Consider the following 21,183-nt stretch of genomic DNA (forward strand, 5'->3'; position numbering starts at 1 on the left):
TCATGACGTCACGCTGCCGACCGGCGCGGGGCCAGCACCAAATCCTGTGCAAGGATATCCTCTCCGGAGAGGAAGAGCTGGGTGTTGCGCACCGCCCGCTCCACGACGGGCTTGAAATTGTCGATCGTGCCACCGGCGGTGTGCGGAGTGACGATGGTCTGATCGAGAAGGAGCAACGGGCTCCCGACCGGCGGCTCCTGCTCGAAGGCGTCGATTCCGGCCGAAAAAATGTGTCCTCCGACGAGCGCATCGTGCAGAGCGGTCTCGTCGACGAGACCGCCGCGGGCGCAGTTGATCAGGATCGATCCAGGCTTCATTGCGGCAAGACGTCCTGCGTCGAAAACCTTAGCCGTCTCCTTCATCAGCGGGAGATGGAGGGACACGATGTCCGACTGCGCGGTCAACTCGTCGAGGGATACGTAAGTCACCTGCAATTCCCTCTCGAGCTCGGAACCGGCCCGCCGTGGATCGTAGTAGAGGATGTTCGCACCGAAGCCCGTGAGCAGCTTGGCGACAGCCTGTCCGATCGCGCCGAAGCCGACAATCCCGACAGTCTTGCCGTTGATCTGCCGGCTCACTCCGCGCGCTGCCTCCTTGTCCCATCCGCCCGCGCGCGTCTGCCGATCGAGCAGCGGAAGACGCCGGCACGCGGCGAGCATCAGGAGAAGGGTATGCTCTGCCACGGGTATCGAGTTCCCGGCCTGGAGGCGCGCCAAGCCAATTCCGCGTGCAGCACATTGGTCGAGATCGATCCGGTCGATACCGGCCCCGAGCTTCTGAATGAACCTCAGGCGCGGTGCCGCATCGATGAGCGAGGCAGGCATCGGCGCAGCCATCACGAAGACGATATCCGCCTCACCAAGTGCTCGCGCCTTCTCGTCGATATTCTGTCCTTTGGCGATGCTGAGTCGCCATTCGGCCGGGATTGCAGCCTCGATTGTCTCGATGCTCTTTTGGTGGAACGGGTCGATGATGCCGATTGTCACCGTCGTCATTATTCAGGCCCCTGCATCAGGTGGATGATTGGCCTGGAGCATTCAATCGATGAGGATCAACGTCCAATCATTAAGTCGCAGCTGCTCATTAATTCGATTTATGACGAACGAGGGTCGCTCAGAGGAACCCTGCAGCGCCAGCTCCCCCTGCGAGCGCGAGGAGCCACAGCGGATTGATCCGCGTCGTCAGCATCACGAAAGCTGTTACGGCTGTAATGACGTAGCTGAAAACATTCTGAGCGGATGCGACCGTGAGAAGCCACGCACTGGCGATCATCAATCCTGTCGTCAGGGGGACAAGCCCGCTCCGCAGCATTCTGAACCATTTGAGATGCTGCCACTGAGTCGACAGGCGTGTGCCCACATACGCGATGATCGTTGCCGGACCGCAAATTGCGATCGTCGCCGCAAGGGCGCCGACCAGGCCGGCAACCTGCCAGCCGATCAGGGTGACGAAGATCACGTTCGGGCCCGGAGCCGCCTGGGCGAGCGCGAAAAGAGCGGTGAACTGCTCGTTCGTCATCCATGGATGATCAAGGACGACGAAGCGATGAAGCTCGGGGAGGACGGAATTCACCCCGCCTATGGCTATTAGAGACAGGAGCGAGAGGTGGAGAACGAATCCCCACAGGCTGTCATTGTCGCTCATGGCGCTTTCCACCAGATCCAGAGGACACTGACCGGCGCCATGATGGCGAGTGTCCAGACGAGTGGTAGTTTGATCACCACGATCGCACCGACGACAAGAGCGGCGCTGACGATGGCGCGCCCGGAGCGGAGCACCGGCCAGGCAATCTTGATCGCCATTGCGACGACGAGCCCGGCAGCCGCGGAGGCAACCCCGCGGAAAGCGTTCGCGACAGCCGGAAGGTCGCCATAACGGGTATAGGCGGCGCCGAGGCAGAGGACAATTGCGATGGGGGCCACCATCATCCCCAGGAAAGCGGCCGAAGCGCCGACAGCACCCGCGAAGCGCGCCCCGACATAGATACTGATGTTCACGACGTTCGGGCCTGGAAGCAGCTGGGAAAGTCCCAGCACCTCCGTGAATTCGGCAGGAGTGAGCCAGCGGCGTTTGTCGACGAGCATATGGCGGACAAAGGGGAGAACGCCGCCGAAGCCCGAGAGTCCGACCAGCAGAAAGGCCCAGAACAGTTCACGGACGCTGACCCTCGATTCCGGTGAGCCCTGCACCATCCCCTCGTCATTGAGCCTCAGCTTGCTGCTCTTCATATCCATTCTGTACGGCTACCCTCCTCCGCACCGGGTATCTCGCAGCCCCGACGAAAGACAATGCATCCGGCATGGGCCTGGCGCATCCATGCCGGAGCTCCGGGCGGTTGATCATTTGCCCGATCCATATCAATGTCTAATCACTTATCCGAGCACAAACATAAATTCTAATAATGCCCCTGCTAAGGGTGAATTCGACGGGAGGAAGCAGCGAGGATGATGAACCTTCGACAGATGGAGGTCTTCTACGCCATCATGGTAACCGGTTCGGTCACGGGAGCCGCGCAACTGCTCAATGTGACGCAGCCTGCCATCAGCACCGTGCTGAAGCACTGTGAAAGCCGGTTGAAGATGAAGCTCTTCAACAGAGTCGGCGGCCGGCTGCAGCCGACCGACGAGGCCCAGGCCATCTTCCCGGACGTCGCCGAGATCTTCGGTCGAATCGAGGCCGTGGGACGGCTTACCCAGGACCTGGTAGGCGGCCGGCTCGGCACTCTTCCCGTCGCGGCGGCTTTTCCCATTGCCAACGGATATCTGGCAAAGGCTGTCGCAACCTTCGTGGCAAAGAGGCCGCGGGTGCAGTGCACCCTCCAGTCGCTCACGTCTCCGCAAGTTCTCGACCGGGTGATCAACCGCGAGGTCGAGATCGGAATCGCGCACGAGCCGATCGTCAGTTCGGCGGTGGACACGGAGGTGCTCATGAGTTGGAGCATTGCCTGTGTCATGCCGGAAGATCATCCTTTGGCCGAACTCGACGAGATCAATATCAAGGATCTCGCCCCCTATCCCATCATCACCTACCTGCCCCAAATCGTCTTCCGCCCCTATGTCGACCGTGCGCTCAGCGAAGCCGGGATTGCGCCTAACATCGTTGTCCAGGTGAGCGTCTCCTTGACCGGCATCATGCTCGCGCGCTTTGGTGCCGGCGTTGCACTCGTCGACCCCCTTCTGGTGGGCACGATGGGAATTCCAGGCCTTGTCGTCCGAAACCTGAACCCTCGCATCGAGGCCAAAACCCTGCTCATCCGACCCAAGGCCGCCCCTCAATCGGTCGTCGTGAATGACTTTATCGATCATCTCAAACAGACGGTCCGGGAAGAGCATCTGTAGAAGCCGGCTTTATGGCTGATGGTGGATTTTTTATTCGACAGGCCGTCTCCATCAGCTTCTCATACCGCCATTGGCATAGAGGGACGATATACCTCCGTCCCGCAAAGCCTTTGAATCGATGCGAAGACATCGGCGAGCCCTGCACAATGCAAAAGCAGCGTTCGCAATAAAATATCACATGATCATTTCGGAGGGAGTCCATGAAATTCGTCAGATACGCTCTTACAGCAGCGGCAATGACATTCGCGACCACGGCTTTTGCACAGCAATTCCCGACAAAGCCCGTTACCCTGGTCGTTCCATTCGCTGCGGGCGGATCGAACGACATCCTGGCGCGCCACTTGGGAGACAATCTCGGCAAGATGTGGGGGCAGCCGGTCGTTGTATCGAATATGCCGGGCGCCGGGGCTGCGATCGGATCCGCCCATGTATCCAAGGCGTCTCCGGACGGGCATACGCTGTTGATCGCGTCCGTGACCTTCACGATGAATCCGGCCGTGCAGCAGAATCTGCCGTTCGATCCGGTCAAGGGCTTCAAGCCGGTCGCCATGATCGGCAAGGTCCCGCTGGTTATGGTGGTTGGAAAAGCCGTACCGGCCAAGAACGTTCAGGAGTTCCTGGAAACGGCGAAGGCCAAGGAATTGACCTACGCCACGTCCGGCGTCGGCACTGTCAACCAGTTCGGAGCCGAACTCTTCGCGCAGAGCGCCGGAATCAAGATGGTGCCGGTCCACTACAAGGGCGGCTCGGAAGCCATGACCGACGTGATCGGCGGTCATTCGGACCTCTTCATGAGCAGCATGACTCAAGCCCTACCGCTCATCCGTGGCGGTCAGCTGCGAGGGCTGGTCGTTACCAGCGATCAGCGCGCCAGCGTCGCTCCTGAAATCCCGACAGCCGCGGAGGCTGGCGTCAAGGGCGTCGATGTCGAGCAATGGTGGGGAATTCTCGCGCCAGCCGGCACCCCTGATGGGATCATCAATAAGATCAATGCCGACATCAACAAGGTCCTGGGAACAGAGGCGACCAAGGAATTCCTTGCTCGCGATGCTGCCCGACCGACACCGATGTCCGCGGAAGCCTTCGGCAAGCTCATTCAAGACGAGCTCCAAAAGTGGCGTACAATCGCTGAGAAGGCCAACATCCAGGCTCAATAAGAAGCAGCGCAAATCCAGCCTGCGGAACTGTGAGTGTGCGGCACGCCAAGGCTGTGCTGCACACGGCCCTCGCCTGCTTTTCCAAGAGCGGAGAGGACGACCATGCGTCTTTGGATAATGCAATGAAAATCGTGCGTCAGAAAGACTTCGCCTCTGGCCTCCTGTACATCATACTCGGGGTCGCTTTTGCCGTCGCTTCCTATGGATATCGGATGGGCACTGCGTCCCGGATGGGCCCCGGCTACTTTCCATTCTGGCTCGGCGTCCTCATGGCCATAATCGGTATCATGGTAGCCTTCGGTGCCATTCGGCTCCATGCAGAGCCTCAGAAGATGGAGCACTGGGCGCTCAGACCTCTGTTCATCATCCTCGCTTCGGTGCTCGTGTTCGGTCTGTTGCTCGGCACCCTTGGTCTCGTCCTGTCGACGGTTGCCCTGATCATCGGGTCAAGTCTCGCCAGCCACGAATTTACGTGGCGAGCGACACTCATCAACACACTCGTCCTGATCGTCTTCTCTCTGGTCGTTTTCGTTTATGCGCTGAACCTCCAGTTCCCAGTTTGGCCGACATTCATCGCGGGCTGAGGAGGTTACAATGGAATTATTCGACAATCTGATGCTCGGGTTTGCGAGCGCCCTGACACTGCAGAACCTGTTTTATGCCTTCGTTGGCTGTTTTCTGGGAACTCTGATCGGGGTGCTGCCCGGACTGGGCCCGCTGGCCACGATCTCGATGCTCCTGCCCTTCACATTCGGACTGGAGCCTCTATCCGCATTGATCATGCTATCCGGAATTTATTACGGTGCAGCGTACGGCGGATCCACAACGGCTATCTTGGTCAATCTGCCGGGTGAAACCTCTTCAGTGGTCACGGTGCTCGATGGATACCAGATGGCACGGCAGGGGCGCGCGGGCGTTGCGCTGTCGACCGCTGCTCTCGGTTCATTCTTCGCCGGCTGTGTTGGAACGCTGATCCTGGCAGCCTTTGCGAAGCCTCTCACGGAGTTTGCATTCGCATTCGGTCCGGCGGAGTATTTCTCGCTCATGACCATGGGCCTGGTTGGTGCGGTCTCCCTCGCATCGGGACCGCTCCTCAAGGCAATCGGAATGATCGTGCTCGGGTTGCTGCTCGGTCTCGTAGGAACGGACGTTGCCTCGGGCGTGATGCGCTTCACCTTCGGACTGCCGCAACTCTGGGAGGGAGTGGACTTCATTGTGATCGCGGTCGGCATCTTCGCCTTCGGCGAGATCATCGCCAGCTTGGAGCACAAAGAAGTTCGAGAGGCTTACACGGGCAAGATCACTAACCTCTGGCCGTCTCTTTCCGACTTCAAGCAGATGATGCCGGCTGTGATGCGCGGCAGCGCCATCGGTGCGGCTGTTGGCGTACTCCCCGGAGCGGGCCTGTCGCTGTCCTCCTTCTTTGCCTACAGCCTGGAGAAGAAAGTTTCAAAGACGCCCGAGAGGTTCGGAAAAGGCGCGATTGAGGGCGTTGCAGGCCCTGAAGCGGCCAATAATGCTGCGGCGCAAACGGCATTCATTCCGACGCTCACCTTGGGAATTCCCGGAAGCGCGACCATGGCGCTGATGCTGGGAGCGATGATCGTTCACAACATCCAGCCTGGCCCCCAGGTCATGACCAGCAACCCTTCCCTGTTCTGGGGTTTGATCGCCTCCATGTGGATCGGCAATCTGATGCTGGTGATCCTGAACCTACCGCTCGTCGGCATCTGGGTGAAGCTTCTCACGGTCCCCTACAAAGTGCTCTATCCGGCGATTCTGCTGTTTTGCTGCGTCGGCGTCTATTCGGTGCAGAATTCAGTCTTCGACCTGTTCCTCGCGGTCGGCTTCGGATTCTTCGGCTACGCTCTGAAGAAGCTTGAATGCGAACCGGCACCGTTGCTGCTCGGCTTCGTGCTTGGCCCGATGATCGAGGAGAATTTCCGGCGAGCCATGGTGATCTCCAAGGGAGATTTCTCGATCTTCATTCATCGTCCTATTTCGGCGATTCTCCTGGCAGCTACCGCTGTCCTCATCCTCGCCGTGGCCCTGCCAGCCATCCGCAGCAGGCGCGAGGAAGCGTTTCAAGAAAGTTGAGAGCACCAGTTTAACGAACGAAGCGCCGACTCGCTGAGCCTCTCGTCACGCGATGGCGCGACCAAACCCAGTCTCTGCCAGGCACTACGCGGACAGCGCCTGCTGCAGACGAGAGCATCGGACGTGAAAAGCCGGGTCCGCGCAATGCGCTGGAGCCGGCCGGTCTCAGAAGCGGACGTTGAGGCCGATGCGGCTGATCCAGCCGTCGTTCTTGAACCGGTAGCCGACCCGATCGCCGGCGCGCGCCAGCGTCAGGGTCTCGTCGGCGAGCTTGTAGTACAGCGTCTCGCTCGTGAGCGACAGGCTCGGCGTCAGCCGGTGCTCGGCGCCGGCGCCGACCACGAAGCCCGGGCGCCAGCCGGTGCGGCGCGCTGCCGGGCCGACGCCCGGCGGCACCACCGTGATCGCGCCCTGGTGTTCGATCTGCGCCGTGGCCAGGCCGCCCGTGACATAGACCAGCGACGACGCGACGAAGGGCGCCAGGCTCGGCAGCACGAGCCCGACCCGGCCCTTGAGCGTGCCGAACCAGCGCAGCTGCGAACTCAGGTCGGTGCGCAGCGCGAACGGGCCGTCCACGCCGAGGCTGCTGCGGCCCTGGCCCACATCGAGCGCGCTCAGATCCGCCTCGAGGCCGGCGACCACCTCGCCGACCTGCCACAGATAGCCGACCTGCGCACCGCCGCCGAGCCCGCTGGCGCGCAAGCCCGCCCGGGCCGGCAGCGCCGCCGGCGCGACACCTGCCGCGTCGGTGCGGACCGCCTCGCCGCTGTCGCCGAGCCAGGCGCCGTGCGCGCCCAGATACCAGCCGCTCCAGCTCACGGCGGGCGCCGCCGGCAGCGGAAGCACGGGCGCGGCCCGCGGCGGCAGGTCGGCGGCCGAGGCTACGGCCGGCCGGCGGCGAGCAGGACGGACAGGGACAGCAGGAGGCGTTTCATGAGGATCTCCGGAAGGGGGGCGGATGCGAGCACGGATGGCGGTCAAAGCCGCTCATGGCAGGGCGGGCCGGGCGGCGCAGGTCGCGCCCGGCCCGGGGGCTTACAGGATCACGTCGCCGGCCGCGAGAGGGCCGACGATCCGGATCTCGAAATCGGCCCGGCCGTCGCCGTCGACGTCGCCCATCAGGAGGCCGTTGGCAAAGCGCAGCTCGCCCGCCCGGCCGGTAAAGCCCGTGGCCAGGAAGGCCGCGCTCTCCTGCGGGTGCAGGAACGGGCCGTCTGCGCCGGTCCAGCTGAACGCCTGGTTGCCGGCGAGCCGGGTGTTGGCGTCGATGCCGCGCAGGTCGATCCGGTCGTGGCCGCTCTGGAAGTCATGGATGACGTCGCGCTGCGCCCCGACCCGGCTCTCCGCGACCGTCGTGAAGACGAAGACGTCGCGGCCGGCGCCGCCCCACAGCTGGTCCCGGCCGAGCCCGCCCACCAGGGTGTCGTTGCCGGTCCCGCCGAGCAGCGTGTCGTTGCCGGCGCCGCCGTCGAGCCGGTCATGGCCGCTGCCGCCGTCGAGGCGGTCGTGGCCGGACCCGCCATAGAGCCGGTCGTTGCCGGCATCGCCGTAGAGCCGGTCGTGGCCGGTGCCGCCCGCCAGGGTGTCGTGGCCGGAGCCGCCGAGCAGGGTGTCGTTGCCGGACCCGCCCTCGAGGCGGTCATGGCCGGCCTCGCCGAGGAGCCGGTCATGGCCGGTGCCGCCATAGAGATGGTCGTCGCCGATGCCGCCGGCGACGGTGTCGTTGCCGGCATCGCCGTAGAGCCAGTCGTTGCCGCCCTTGGAGCCGATGTAATCGTTGCCGCCGCCGCCGTGCAGGGTGTCGTCGTCGGCCCCGAGCACGATGTGCTGGGCCGCGCCGTCGCCATACACCACCTGCGAGCCGGCCCCGCCGGTGACCCGCACGGCGCCGAGGATCGTCGCGAACGCGACGTTGTCGAGCGCGATCACGGTGCCGGCCGACAGCCCGCGCGCGTCGATCACGAGCGCGGTCGCCGGCGCCTGCGCGCTGCTGTCGCCGCTGATGACGAGCGGCACGCCCGCCACCGCGCCGGCCTGGGTGAGCGTGAGCGCCTGGACGAGGAGCGGCGTGCTCGCCGGCAGGCCGGCCAGGAAGCCCGCGCCGCCGCCGCTCAGCGTGGTGCGGTCGGCCGCGCCGGCATGGGCCTGGATCTCGCGGATCAGGTCGGCGAGCGAGGCGCCGGCGGCCTTCGGCGCCGCAAAGCCCGACGCGGTCAGGCCGAGCCCGACCCCGACCTGCACCGTGAGCACGGGGCGCCCGCCCGCCGTCACCAGCGGAATGTCGGCATACAGGGCGCTGCCGTCGGTCTCGCTCCGGCCCGCCGTCACCACCGGGATCGTGACCACCTGCGATACCGAGCCGTCCCCATGGACGATCTCCTCTCTCTCCACGTCCACGCCGTCGATCACCTCGGCATCCTTGGTGCCGACGACCGTGACGGTCACGGCCTTTTCGGTCCCGTCAAGCGACCTGACCGTGAACGTCTCGTGTTTCGTCTCGCCCTCGCGCAAGTCCTGGACTTGGCGGCTCGCATTGTCGAGCACGTAGGTCCACATCCCCGTCAAGTGATCGAACGAGAAGGTGCCGTAAGCACCCTCCACAGCCGCCATGGGTTGGAAGAAGGCCTCGCCGGCCTCGATATCCGTGACCGTGAGGCTTCCCGAGACCGTGGTGACGTCATCCTCCTTCACAGATCCGGTGAGATCACCAGCGATGACGGCAGCATCGTTCACGGGGGTGACATCGATGGAAATCTCGTGCTGAGCCGACGTATCGGCACCGCCGTCGGCCTTGCCGCCATCGTCCTTCACCCGGAACGTGAAACTGGCGTACCCGTTTCCATTCTCGTCGGGGCCGGGCGTATAGACCAGTTTGCCGCCGATGATGTCAGCGAGAGCGATCTCCTGTCCCGCAGACACGGCGATGCCGTTCAGTTTGAGGACTCCGCGAACCGGGAGGCTGTCGATCACGACGGACATGAGCGCGTTCGGCGCGGCCGCATCGTTCGGGTCCGCAAACGCGAAATCCGATGCTCCAAAAGTGTACGAGCCGTCCTCGTCCAGCGTCACCCGGCCATCGGTCGAGGTCGGAGCATCATTGACGGGATTGATGTCGATGGTCGCCGTCACCGTGCCGCCGCCGAGGCCGGCGTCCGAGGCGCTGGTGCTTGCCTGAACCTGGAAGCTGCCCTGGTCCGTGGAGTTCGGAGCTGGCGTGAACTTCAGCCCGGCATGAGCCTGTGCGGCGGTGATGAAGGAGCCGTTGGCAACGATCGTCACGCCATCATTGAGATAGAGGGTGCCTCCGGTAATTCCCGTAATCTTGAAATGCGTCACCTCAGAGCCGTCGACCGGCGAGCGGCTGACGACAATGGCTCCGCTCTGAGTATCCTCGTTCGTCGTGACGCTCATCACCATGGGCGTATCCGCGCCAGGCGTCACGCTGAACGATACGGCGGCCGTTGCGGACTTCGGATCGGCAGCGCCGTTCGTGGTGCCGTTATCCGTCACCGTGTACTTGAAGGAGGCCTGACCGTAAAAATCGGGAGCGGGCGTGAAGACGATACTGTCCCCGACGATCTGCACCGTACCGCCGATCGCGTCGGACACCGCCGTGATCGTCAGCGTCTGACCAGACTCCAGAGGACCTGCGCTGTCGTTGGCGAGGAGATCCGCAAACGGGATCACGATCGCGCCGCTGTCCTCGGCCACTGAGGGCAGCACGTCGTCCACGGCGGTGGGCGCATCATTGACCTCCGTCACGATGACGCTCGCCGGCACGGCCGGACTCAGCTTCGTGCCGTCCGCGCCGACCGAAGCTTGGACATCGAAGCCGAATCCGCTGCTGCCGTTCTGATCCGCCGCAGGCTTGAACCTCAGGCCGGCCGCGCCTTGCGCGACGGTGATGTAATCCCCGTCGACGATCTGTCTCATGCCATCGGCGAGGTAGAGGGTACCGCCCGTGATCCCGGTGATCAGGAAGTGGGTCACCTCGGCGCCATCGACGCCGGCCGGGGAGATGATGAGGCCGGGGGCGCTCATGTCGTCCTCTGCCACGGTCGTGAAGGTTACGGTCGGGGTGTCCGCGACCGGAGTGACGGCAATCGAGGTCGTATCGGTGCTCAGGTATGCACCATCGCTGAAACTCACGGTCAGGTTCAGGGTGCCGTGGAAATTGGCGTTGGGCGTGAGGGTGATCCCGCCGCTCGAGATGAGAGCCTTGAGATCCGTCATGCTGCCCTGGATGGTGATATGGCCCGGGACCGAGATGGTGACGGTAAGGCCCGGATGGGCCGCGACCGAGAAATCGCCCTCGCCGGTGACCAGGTCGAGGGTGAACGTGCCCGCGTCGCCGTCGACATCGCCGATGGCGATTCCTGTCAGGGCGATCGTGCCGTCCTCGGCGACCGTCATGCCGTCCGGCACGGAGACCGTCGGCGGGTCGTCCACCGGGGTGACGTTGAGCGTGATGGTTCCGTCCGCCGGTCCCGTGCCGGCTGCGTCCCTGATCCGGGTCGTGATCGTGACATTCTGGTCCCAGTTGGCGGTGGGCGCGAAGGTGACTGCAGCAAGCGCGGCATTCACATCCGCAACCGATCCGGTGGCGGTCCATACGCCGGTGCCGGCGTCGAAGGTCACCGTCGCGGAGCCGAACGTGGCGGTGGTGAGGGTGCCGGCGGCGGGATTGCTGAGAGTCAGGGTCGCGATGATGGTGTCGCCGGTATCGACCTCGGTGACCACGATGTCGCCGAGGGCAACGGGCGCGCTATCCTCCAGGAACGTATGCGTCTGGGTCATGTTCGTGGCAGTCGGTGCATCGTTGACGGCGATCAGGTTCACCCTGACCGAACCTGTGCCGGACTGGGAAGCGCCGTCGTTGACCGTCCACCCGATCAAGACGGAGCTCGGAGGAGCGTCTCCCGCGTATTGGTAAGCGATGCTTTGCGCCACCTGATCGACCAGGGCCGGGGTGGCGTTGGCGTTGAAAGTGATCTGCAGCCTGCCCGCGATTGCAGACGACCACGTTCCGACAGTCGTTCCGCTGACCACCACGTCCCCAGATCCGGTCAGCGTCAGCACGCCCGAGCCCAGGAACTGGTCACTGGCGTCGGCTCCGCCCTGGCGCTCCAGCGTCAGCGTCGCACCGGCCCAGCTGTTGGCGGCATCGAGTTCCGCATCAAAAAGGCTGACGTTGCTGTCGAGGACGACCGCCGGGCCATTCTCCACATAGGACGGTGTATCATCGAGCCCAGTGAAGCCCGGGCTATCATTGACCGCTTGGACCGTGACCACCTTAGCCGCGATATTGCTGGTGTGGGTTCCGTCATTAGCCGTAAACGAAACCGTGCGGTCGGCGACGTCGGGAGTGTCGGACAAGTTGGTATAGGTCACGGCGCGCAGTGCAGCCTGCCACTGACTCAGCGTCGCCATGCCGCCGGAGGAGACGAGCGTCAACACGCCCGCGGACGCATTGTAGGAGGCAACGATGTTGCCGTATATGGCAGCGCTGGTATTGACAAAGGCGAGGACATCCTGCCCGGCCATGAAGTTGTCTGTGATGGCGACAGTCGCCGAAGCCAGGGAGGCACTGTCGGCATCCGTCAGCGTCAGATCGGGATCCACGGCCTGCGTACCGTTCTCGACATAGGCGGTGGAGCCACTTCCGGTTGTGACGACCGGATTCGGGGATGGCGGAATGCCGCCGGCGTTGCCGGTGTCGTAGGTCAACCCCGCCAAGTTTGTATCAAGCGAGACGACCATGACCTTGCCGTCCTGGTTGACAGCCAGGGTGAGCTCGTAGCTGTCGGGGACGTCAACCGCGTTGCCCTGCACCCAAACCCCGCCAGAGTGGCGGGTGTAGATGTTGGCGCCCTGCGGGGTTCCGTCACTGGCAAACTTGGCCACCAGCATATACTCGACGCCACCAAGTTCCTGATATCCGGTGGCATAGAGCGAGCCGGAAGCATTGGAGAACAGGACGGCCTTGCCCTGTCCCTTCACATACTCGTAGACAGTGCTTTGCCCGACGGTCCAGTCGGGGGTCATTATGCTTTCGGTGACGATGACATGCAGCACTCCGTCGCTGTCGAGGCTGCTTTCGTAGAAGTAGTCCTTACCCTCGGCGACGCCGTCGATCAGCTTCTCGTGAGCGCTCCAGGCGCCAGTTCCAGTCTTGGTGGTGTGATAAAGATTGCCCCAGACGTCGTTCTGATTGTCCTCGCGGGTATAGGTCACATGAATGGCGCCGTCCGGGCCGATGCCGATCCAGGGATAGAACATCTCGTCGGTGCCGCCGCCACTGGTCCCGGTCACCAGGGTGTCGATGCTCCAGCCCGATTCCGTCTTTGTCGCGTAGCGAATATAGTCGGTATGAGTGGCCGCGTCCTTGAACACATATACCACATGGGCCGCCCCCGCCTGGTCGACGATCACGCTCGGGCTGTCATAATTGAGCCAGCCGTTGCTGTGAGTTGAGGTTTGGACTTTGCTGAAGCTCCAGGCGGAGCCGGAAAACTCGCCGTGCGTGATCCCGCGCTCGCCCGAGACTCCCGAGCCGTAATAGCTCTCCATGACGATGTGAAGATGACCGTCCGCGTCGACGGCAAGGTCCATCTCGTCGCCGAACGAGACCGCACCCACCTGTGCAGTCGTAAAGGACGCATAGGGAAGCCACTGGCTCCCATCCCACTGCTGAACGTTGACGCTGGTTCCGTTGACGAAGTTGGCGAGGTAAAACTTGCCGTCAGCGCCAGTGACCACGCGATTGGAAGCCCATGTACCTGAGGTATAGTTGGTGAGATCGCCGCCAACAAGTGTTTCGGTCGTCATGTAAACTACGTCCCCCATGCATCGATGCGCTTTTGATCCTGACGCAACGATCGTTCTTTATCTTCTATGATCGATAGCGGCTCATCGCAGATGAACTCGCGTCTTGTCGGCGACACGATTTTCCACGCGACGGAAGTCGAACTAAAACGTTGCGAATACGGCCATGGCTGAGAGCCCAATGGCGCACGCAACGTTCACAATGACCGACTTAGCTACTATGCGGGGCGCAGAATTAAGAGAATTTGCCTATCAGTCTAGTCCTAACTGCCCGTCAATTACCTTTCTTAACTTCTTGTTGCGTTACGGCAACACGGTCCTTATGGACTGAATGTCGTTTTGTTGGATGGATATACGAGGTGGTAACATCGGCTGGGTAAGCGTACGGCCTGTGAGCGCTTGATCCAGTCGAAAGTGGCCGCTATGCGGTATGCGTTGACCGTGACGCCATCGCCGGCGAACTCTTTCGCTGCGGCTTGGATGCCCCAGAGCACCCCCCTGAAGATTAATGTTCAGGATCCTGTTGACCTCCTCCGGCGTCACGTCGAGAAGGGGCTGAACCTGGGCCATTCCGGCATTGTTGACGATGATGTCAAACCCGCCGAGCTCCTTCTCGGCATGATCGACCACCGCTCGGCGACAGCGTTCATCTGGTCCTGATCGATGTCCACAAGGGCGATGACGGCGCCGTCTTGCGCCGGCCGCAAGGCAATCCCACGGCCGATCCCCTGCCCGGCTCCCGTCACAAGGGCAACTTTCCCTCGATGCTCATAGCGATCGCCTTGGCGATCTCTTTGCCGTTGAGAAACCTCGCTTGCGCTAAGTCATTTGGCTAAGCGTCCTGCGGAATCTCGCTAGAGAGAGGCTGAACAGGACCATGCCTATGGCCAAGAGCGCAAGAAATTGCGGCCACACCACCTCGATGCCGGCGCCGCGATACAGAATGGCCTGCGCCAGCATGACGAAGTGTGTCGTCGGAGCCGCGAGCATGATGGTCTGAACGAGGTCCGGCATGCTCTCGCGCGGTGTCATCCCGCCCGACAGCATCTGCAGCGGCACGATGATCAGAATAAACAGCATCCCGAACTGCGGCATGGACCGGGCTACGGTGCCCAGGAAGATGCCCATCGCCGTCGTTGCGAACAGATTCAAGGCCGCCCCCACCAGAAACAACGCCACAGAGCCTTCGATCGGAACCGCCAGCAGGCCCTGCACGACAAATGTGAGGGAGAATGCACAGGCCACGAGCACCACCAGGGCCATGGACCAGATCTTGCCGGTCATGATCTCGAAGGGGGTCACCGGCATCACAAGAAGATGTTCGATCGTGCCATGTTCACGCTCCCGGATCAGGGCGGCTCCGGTCAGGATGATCGACAGCATCGTGACCTGATTGATGACCTGGATGACGGCACCGAACCAGCCCTTGTTCAGTTCGGGGTTGAACCGAGCCCGCAGGGCAAGATCCACCGGTAGGGTTTGTACGGCGCGATACCGTTGCACGAACCCGTTGACCTCGCCGCTGACGATCTGCTGGATGTAGCCGCTCCCGGTAAAGGCCTGGCTCATGCGGGTTGCGTCGACATTGAGCTGAATGGTGGGTTGCCGGCCGGCGAGGACGTCCCGCTGGAAATTGGGCGGGATATCGAGAGCGAAGGTATCGAGCCCGGCATCCATGCGCGCGTCCATCTCGGCCGGCGTGATCAGGACCGGGGCGATGAAAGAGGGCGGATAGAAGGCGCCGACGATGCGGGCCGACAGTGGGGAGCGGTCTTCATCGACGATGGCGATCGGCGCTTTGTTAAGCGTCTCCGGCATGGCCGTCGCGGCGGTATAGATCGCGAGCGTGAAAGAGTAGACGATGAGAACCAGCAGCATCGGGTCCCGGGCGAGGCTGCGCAGCTCCTTGATGCCGAGGTTCAGGATGTTGGACGCACGCATCGATCAGGTCTCCTGCTTCCTCAGGAGCATCACGCTCAAGCCGATCAGGACCGGCATCGCGATCAGCAGCGGGATAAACGAGGCGCGGAGGTCGCCGAAATCCAAGGCTTTGGAGAAGACGCCCCGGGAAATGGTCAGGAAGTAGGTCGCCGGATAGATGTTTCCGATGAAGGCCCCTGCCCCCTCCAGAGACGAGACCGGATCGAGCATGCCGGAATACTGGGTGGCAGGGATCATCGTGGCGATCGCCGTGCCGAAGATGGCCGCAATCTGGCTGCGCATGAAGGAGGACATCAGGAGACCCAGGGCGGTCGCCGAGAAGGTATAAAGCACCGCGCCGGCGGCGAGCGCCGGGAAACTCCCCGTGATCGGCACGCCGAACACCGTCACTGCAAGAAGGGTCATCAGTATGAAGTTGAGCAGGGCGATCCCGACATAGGGCAGCTGCTTGCCGAGCAGGAACTCCAGCTTGGTGACCGGCGTGACGTAGAGATTCACGATCGAGCCAAGCTCCTTTTCCCGCACGACGCTGAGCGCCGCCAGCATGGCCGGGATCAGCAGCAGCAGGATCGGAATGACGGCGGGCACAATGGCCTTCAGGCTCTCCACGTCCGGGTTATAGCGGAAGCGGGTCTCGATGGTGGCGAGACTCGCCGCCCCGGTCTGAGAGGCGAGCCACTGGGCGTGCATCCCTTGGACATAACCGCGGATCGTCTCCGCCCTTTGCGGCATGGAGCCGTCGATCCAGGCCCCGATCTGAACCTCCCGTCCCCTGGCAACGTCGCGCCCGAAGCCCGGCGGGATCTCGAGCGCCAGGGAGAGCTCGCCCGCCCGCATGCGCCGGTCGAGATCCTCGTAGTCGATGATCGGCGCCTTTTCGACAAAGTAGCGGGAGCCGGCCAGATCGAGCGTGTACTCGCGGCTCACCGAGGTTTGATCGCGATCCAGAACCGCGAAGGTCAGATCCTCGACATCCATGCTGATGCCGTAGCCCATGATGAACAGCAGCAGGATGCTGCCGACGAGGGCCAAGGTGGCGCGGATCGGATCGCGCCGCAGCTCGAGCGCCTCCAGGATGGTATAGCTGACCATGCGCCGCGGGTTGAAGAAGCGGCCCTTGGCGCGTTCTCCGGACGGGCCGGAGGGGAGTTCATCCGCGCGCCCTGTGGTCCGGGCCCCTTGCGGCTTTCCCTCCTCCTCCGGCGCAGCGCCGGCCTGGCTTTCGGCGACGGCATCCGCAAGATAGCCGATGAACGCCTCCTCCAGCGTCCTCGCCCCACGCTTCTCGACCAGGCCTTTCGGCGTGTCGCTGACGAGAACGCGTCCGGCATGCATCAGCGAGATCCGGTCGCAACGCTCGGCTTCGTTCATGAAGTGGGTCGAGATGAAGATCGTGACCCTGTCCTGGCGGGCGAGGTCGACCATGATCTGCCAAAAGGCATCACGGGCGATCGGGTCCACGCCGGACGTCGGCTCGTCGAGGATGAGGATTGCCGGCTCGTGGATCATCGCGACCGCGAGGGACAACCTCTGGCGTTGTCCGAGCGGCAGCCTGTCCGGCAGCGCATCCATGACATCGGCCAGGCCGAAGCGGCTGACCATCGTGTCGATCCGGCTCGGGACGAGATCCTCGGGAACCTGGAACAGGCGGGCATGCAGCTCCAGGTTCTGACGGACGGTCAGCTCCGTGTAGAGCGAGAACGCCTGCGACATGTAGCCGACATGCCGCCTCGTCTCGATGTCCTGAGCATCGACGGGCTTCCCGAACAGCCAGGCCTCTCCCTCGCTCGGCTGCAGAAGACCCGTCAGCATCTTCATCGTGGTCGTCTTGCCGCAGCCGTTGGAGCCGAGAAAGCCGAAGATCTCGCCGCGCGGGATCTGGAAGCTGACATGGTCGACCGCCACGAAGTCGCCGAAACGCATCGTCAAGCCCTTGGCCTCGATGGCAATCTCCGCCTCGTCCTCCTGCCGGGGCACAATCTCGACAGCCTTGTGCCCGCGACGCTTCTCTTCGGGCATCAGGGCGATGAACGCCTCCTCGAGCGTGGCAGTCCCGGTGCGGCCGAGCAGTTCGCCGGTCGGGCCGGTAGCCAGCACGCGCCCGTCGTCCATGGCCACGAGCCAGTCGAAACCCGCCGCCTCCTCCATGTAGGCGGTCGCCACCATCACGCTCATCCCGGGCCGGTCTGCCCGGATCCGATCGATCAGCTCCCAGAACTGCCTCCGCGAGAGAGGGTCCACGCCCGTGGTCGGCTCGTCGAGGATCAGCAGGTCCGGATCGTGGATGAGGGCGCAGCAGAGGCCCAGCTTCTGCTTCATGCCGCCGGAGAGCTTACCGGCCGGCCGGCCGACGAACGGCGCCAGGCCGGTGCTCTCCGTCAGATCGGCGATCCGGCGCTCACGCTCGGCCCGGTCCTGGCCGAACAGGCGCCCGAAGAACTCGAGGTTCTCGAACACCGAGAGGGTTGGATAGAGATTCTTGCCGAGGCCCTGCGGCATGTAGGCGATGCGGGGGCACACATCCTGGCGGTGCAACGCCTTGGCCATATCGCCACCGAGCACCTCGACATGGCCCGCCTGGATGGCCCGGGCGCCTGCCACAAGGGACAGGAGGCTCGACTTGCCGACCCCATCGGGACCGATCAGCCCCACCATGCAACCGGCAGGAAAGTCGAGGGTCACCGCATCGAGGGCCCGCGTCTTGCGATAAACGAGCGAAATGCCCCTCAAGCGGGCTACGGGAGTCGCTGCGGCGCTTCCCATCGGACCCGTCATGGCACCAGGTTCTGCAGGTTGGCGGGCCACGCGGCATCCGGGCTGATCCTGACATAGGCCATGCCCGGCAGACCGGTCTTCACATCACGGATGTACTTCTTCAGCAATTCAGGCGGGATCTGTGCCTTGATCCGGAACATCAGCTTCTGGCGTTCGCTGGCCGTCTCGACCGTCTTGGGGGTGAACTGGGCGACATCGGCCACGAACGTCGCCTTGGCTGGAATGACGTATTGCGGCAGCGCATCGAGGACGATCCTCACCTCGGTCCCGATCCTCACGCGCCCGGCGGCTTCGGTCGGCAGGAAGAAGGTCATGTAGACGTCGCTCAGATCGACCATGTTCAACACCCGGCCGCCCGCGCCGAGCACCTCACCCGGCTGTGCCACCCGGAACTGGACACGCCCGTCCCGGGGGGACCGGAGGGTGCTGTCCCGGATGTTGGCCTGAATGCTCTCGATGGTGGCTGCGGCGGCATCGACCGCGGCCTGGGCGTTGATGACCTGAGCCTCGGCTGTCGCGATGGCGGCTTCGGCCGCCGCGACCTGGGCCTGGGCCGCGCTGACGGCTGCGTTTGCACTCTCGAACTGGGCCCGGTCGGTATCGAGAACCTGTTGCGACGTGGTCCCGCGCGATGCGAGCTCCTGGGACCTGGCAAACTGCTTCTGGGCGGCATCCCTCTCGGCCTCGCGCTGAGCGACGAGGGAGACCGCCGCCTGTTTCTCGGCCTGGCGCTGCACCACCTGATGGCGGGCGGTCTCGACGCCGACGACGGCCTGCTGCTTCTGCGCCTCGGCCTGCTTGAGCTGGGCCTGAAGCACGTCTGTGTCCATCTGGGCGAGCACCTGACCCGCCGTGACGAAATCACCCTCGTTGACCAGAATGTCTTCGACCCGACCGGCCGTCTTCGTGGCGATGTCGATTTCGACCGCCTCGATGCGTCCGTTGCCGCTGGCCAGGCCAGCGGGCAGGCCCTTGGGCTGGAGGAACTGCCACAGCCCGTACAGGACAGCGACCGCCGCTATCACCGCCGCTATTCTGAACAGCCACCGGTTTGGTTTCTGCATCATCCACCACCCCTCGCCCCCCTCGCCCAAGACCCAGGACTGTCGGGGAAGTCTCCCCTACATCCCCGTGAAGTCAACGGACCTTGATGTACGTCAAGGCTGCCGAGAGAGCGCATCGCACGTGGATTTCGCACCCTCACCCGTCGCGAATCTTTGGGCCGCCAAGGGTCAACCCGCATGAGGTCCCCGCGTGGCTGCGCCCTCACCCTGGAGAACAGCCATTCCCGTCCCTGACGGGCTTGCTCGAGGCAACTTGAGAAAACGCCAGCCTTGTTCCGCCGCCGGCGTTTTTACACAACCAGGGTCAGGAACCGAGGTTCCCCGTACTTTCGGTGGGTCTCGGTTCTCATCGTGCCGGCCCAGGCGTCCCGCTTGGTTCTCGAGGCAGCCGCCGAAATCGCAAACCTGATGGCCCGGCAACTCGAAGCGCTGGCCTCCGGCAAGGGTCGCCTGGCGATGCGCTGCGGGGAACGGCGCCATAACCTTGAGGCAAATCGGCCCGATGCTGTTCGGCCGGCAAACCCGAGAGGACGCCAGGGGCTTGGCCGAGGCCGTGCGTGCCTACAGGGCCGCTCTCGATGACTTGAGGCGGATCGGCCTGACGGAGTCGCTTTCGACCGCGGCTGTCGGACGCCTCTTCGGGATCGGGGTTCGTGAGCACAGGGTGATTCCAAAGCTCAAGCATGTTTGGACCATTCTACGACGGGCCGTCCATTCGCGTCCGGATGTATCGATCGCTCGACGGCGTAAGCAAATGGGAGCCCCAGCCCTTTCGGGACAGGTCACGCGCGGCTCCCGGAGCCGTCAGAAGCCATAAAGCCGTCGCGATCACGGGAATTGCACTCAGCCAGTCCAACGCGACGGGCGTCAACTCCTCACGACTATCGGCATAAGGGGGGCTCCGGGTCAGAAGACGCCAGCACTCGCGCAGGATCTCCCGTCGCGAACCGCTCCGGAGCGCACAGCCGAGCAACGCCTGAAGCGCCAGATGCGTGCGAACTCCTTCGTGGCTTTCAAGGATGCCGGACGGCACATCGCCCAAGGAAACCCGCACCAGCAGATCCGCCAGATCAAGGTTGGCGAACCAAGCGCTCATGGGCTCCACGAGCCTAGGGTTGCAGTCGATATAGAGGGGAATCTGGCGTTTCTCTTCGAAAATATAGTCCACCGACAGCGCCCCGGACCAGCGCAGCCATGCTCCGAGCTGCATCAGATGCGTGCGAACCTCCGGGCGGCGAATGCTCTCCTTGCGGGCGGGACCGCCACCCGCGCCTCCAGCAAGTTGTCGAACCACGTGAATGCCGATGAGGCGTCCGTCGCAGAAGACGCCCTGGGCATGCTCGACATAGCCTTGGACCAGTTCCTGCACCAGGAGCGGCTCGTCGGGAGCCATCGCGGCCTGGATGCCGTCAACGGCACGCTCAAGATCGGTCGCATCGCGAATGATCCAGGTGCCACGGCTGGCTGTTCCGAGGGAGGTTTTCAGGACAACCGGGAATTCGTCGATCGAGGCCAGGTCCCGGCTGTTCTCCAGGAACCGCGTATTGGGCTGCGGTAATCCGAGCTCTGTCAGCAGGCGGCTGAACCCGACTTTGCTGTGAACGCGGGCGTAACTTTCGAAGCTTGGCAAAGCGATTGCGACATGAGCCGCGATCTGTTCACGGATGCGCGCGAACAGAAAGCCCTGTTCATGGATGGGCAGGAGGACATCGAAACGCCCGGTCGAGATCTGATCGAGGATGAACTCGAGGTACTTCTCTGGATCGATGCCCAGACCGGGACAGCGATGAAATTTCTCAATGAGCCACGAGAAGCGCCCGAGGCAATGAGCATCCGGATCACAGATCTCGACATGGTAACCCTTGAGGGTTAGCGCAGTGATCGCCTCGCGGGCCGAAGTGCTCGCGCCCTCAGAGAGGAGGATGCGAATTCGAGGCGGTGAGCTCATCATATCTTCCGTGCTCATCGGGAACCTTCATGGACTTG

The 21,183-nt window shown here is 63.3% G+C and carries 13 protein-coding genes and 1 pseudogene; 4 read left to right on the plus strand and 10 right to left on the minus strand.

The window, feature by feature from the left end:
* Positions 1-8: 8 nt before the first annotated feature.
* The 3 genes from RE429_RS22250 to RE429_RS22260 form a co-directional block, all read right to left on the minus strand.
* Complete coding sequence (locus RE429_RS22250; RefSeq protein WP_414475504.1) at positions 9-995, minus strand: 2-hydroxyacid dehydrogenase; 987 nt, start codon at positions 993-995, stop codon at positions 9-11.
* 118 nt (positions 996-1,113) lie between these two features.
* A complete protein-coding gene (locus RE429_RS22255) occupies positions 1,114-1,644 on the minus strand; it encodes a chromate transporter (RefSeq protein ID WP_414475506.1) in 531 nt (176 codons plus the stop codon).
* The gene (locus RE429_RS22260; RefSeq protein WP_414475507.1) at positions 1,641-2,234 is read right to left on the minus strand and encodes a chromate transporter; all 594 of its coding nucleotides are present in this window, start codon (positions 2,232-2,234) and stop codon (positions 1,641-1,643) included. Before RE429_RS22260 ends, RE429_RS22255 begins: the two co-directional genes overlap by 4 nt.
* 210 nt (positions 2,235-2,444) lie before the next feature.
* Between RE429_RS22260 and RE429_RS22265 the strand changes: the two genes are divergently transcribed.
* The 4 genes from RE429_RS22265 (at position 2,445) to RE429_RS22280 (ending at position 6,592) form a co-directional block, all read left to right on the plus strand.
* Positions 2,445-3,338 (plus strand): LysR family transcriptional regulator, encoded by an 894-nt coding sequence (locus tag RE429_RS22265; protein WP_414475508.1) that lies wholly within the window; start codon positions 2,445-2,447, stop codon positions 3,336-3,338.
* A 200-nt stretch (positions 3,339-3,538) separates the two neighbouring features.
* The gene (locus RE429_RS22270) at positions 3,539-4,495 is read left to right on the plus strand and encodes a Bug family tripartite tricarboxylate transporter substrate binding protein (RefSeq protein WP_414475509.1); all 957 of its coding nucleotides are present in this window, start codon (positions 3,539-3,541) and stop codon (positions 4,493-4,495) included.
* A 122-nt stretch (positions 4,496-4,617) separates the two neighbouring features.
* Entirely contained in the window at positions 4,618-5,079 is a 462-nt protein-coding gene (locus RE429_RS22275) for a tripartite tricarboxylate transporter TctB family protein (RefSeq protein ID WP_414475887.1), read from the plus strand.
* Between the two features lie 10 nt (positions 5,080-5,089).
* On the plus strand, positions 5,090-6,592 hold the full coding sequence (locus RE429_RS22280) for a tripartite tricarboxylate transporter permease (RefSeq protein ID WP_414475510.1): 1,503 nt from the start codon (positions 5,090-5,092) through the stop codon (positions 6,590-6,592).
* Between the two features lie 165 nt (positions 6,593-6,757).
* Here the strand turns inward: RE429_RS22280 and RE429_RS22285 are convergent, their stop codons facing one another.
* The 7 genes and pseudogenes from RE429_RS22285 to RE429_RS22315 form a co-directional block, all read right to left on the minus strand.
* Positions 6,758-7,411: an outer membrane protein gene (locus RE429_RS22285; protein ID WP_414475511.1), complete on the minus strand. Its 654-nt coding sequence runs from the start codon at positions 7,409-7,411 to the stop codon at positions 6,758-6,760.
* A gap of 216 nt (positions 7,412-7,627) precedes the next feature.
* The gene (locus RE429_RS22290) at positions 7,628-13,420 is read right to left on the minus strand and encodes a tandem-95 repeat protein (RefSeq protein ID WP_414475512.1); all 5,793 of its coding nucleotides are present in this window, start codon (positions 13,418-13,420) and stop codon (positions 7,628-7,630) included.
* 416 nt (positions 13,421-13,836) lie between these two features.
* Positions 13,837-14,163: pseudogene (locus tag RE429_RS22295) on the minus strand (SDR family NAD(P)-dependent oxidoreductase); the annotation flags it as partial.
* A gap of 73 nt (positions 14,164-14,236) precedes the next feature.
* A complete protein-coding gene (locus RE429_RS22300) occupies positions 14,237-15,358 on the minus strand; it encodes an ABC transporter permease (RefSeq protein WP_414475513.1) in 1,122 nt (373 codons plus the stop codon).
* Positions 15,359-15,361: 3 nt separating this feature from the next.
* On the minus strand, positions 15,362-18,133 hold the full coding sequence (gene rbbA / locus RE429_RS22305) for a ribosome-associated ATPase/putative transporter RbbA (RefSeq protein ID WP_414475514.1): 2,772 nt from the start codon (positions 18,131-18,133) through the stop codon (positions 15,362-15,364).
* Positions 18,130-19,200, minus strand: a complete 1,071-nt coding sequence (locus RE429_RS22310; RefSeq protein WP_414475515.1) for an HlyD family secretion protein — start codon at positions 19,198-19,200, stop codon at positions 18,130-18,132. Before RE429_RS22310 ends, rbbA begins: the two co-directional genes overlap by 4 nt.
* A gap of 694 nt (positions 19,201-19,894) precedes the next feature.
* The gene (locus RE429_RS22315) at positions 19,895-21,163 is read right to left on the minus strand and encodes a hypothetical protein (protein WP_414475516.1); all 1,269 of its coding nucleotides are present in this window, start codon (positions 21,161-21,163) and stop codon (positions 19,895-19,897) included.
* Positions 21,164-21,183 lie beyond the last annotated feature (20 nt).

Source organism: Microvirga sp. M2, from assembly GCF_047497095.1.
Lineage (GTDB): Bacteria > Pseudomonadota > Alphaproteobacteria > Rhizobiales > Beijerinckiaceae > Microvirga.

Excerpts from the sequence above, each read along its gene's own strand:
- RE429_RS22250 (WP_414475504.1), bottom strand. The coding sequence starts at position 995 with ATGACGACGGTGACAATCGGCATCATCGACCCGTTCCACCAAAAGAGC.
- RE429_RS22255 (WP_414475506.1), bottom strand. The coding sequence starts at position 1,644 with ATGAGCGACAATGACAGCCTGTGGGGATTCGTTCTCCACCTCTCGCTC.
- RE429_RS22260 (WP_414475507.1), bottom strand. The coding sequence starts at position 2,234 with ATGGATATGAAGAGCAGCAAGCTGAGGCTCAATGACGAGGGGATGGTG.
- RE429_RS22265 (WP_414475508.1), top strand. The coding sequence starts at position 2,445 with ATGATGAACCTTCGACAGATGGAGGTCTTCTACGCCATCATGGTAACC.
- RE429_RS22270 (WP_414475509.1), top strand. The coding sequence starts at position 3,539 with ATGAAATTCGTCAGATACGCTCTTACAGCAGCGGCAATGACATTCGCG.
- RE429_RS22275 (WP_414475887.1), top strand. The coding sequence starts at position 4,618 with ATGAAAATCGTGCGTCAGAAAGACTTCGCCTCTGGCCTCCTGTACATC.
- RE429_RS22280 (WP_414475510.1), top strand. The coding sequence starts at position 5,090 with ATGGAATTATTCGACAATCTGATGCTCGGGTTTGCGAGCGCCCTGACA.
- RE429_RS22290 (WP_414475512.1), bottom strand. The coding sequence starts at position 13,420 with ATGACGACCGAAACACTTGTTGGCGGCGATCTCACCAACTATACCTCA.
- RE429_RS22300 (WP_414475513.1), bottom strand. The coding sequence starts at position 15,358 with ATGCGTGCGTCCAACATCCTGAACCTCGGCATCAAGGAGCTGCGCAGC.
- rbbA (WP_414475514.1), bottom strand. The coding sequence starts at position 18,133 with ATGACGGGTCCGATGGGAAGCGCCGCAGCGACTCCCGTAGCCCGCTTG.
- RE429_RS22310 (WP_414475515.1), bottom strand. The coding sequence starts at position 19,200 with ATGATGCAGAAACCAAACCGGTGGCTGTTCAGAATAGCGGCGGTGATA.
- RE429_RS22315 (WP_414475516.1), bottom strand. The coding sequence starts at position 21,163 with ATGAGCACGGAAGATATGATGAGCTCACCGCCTCGAATTCGCATCCTC.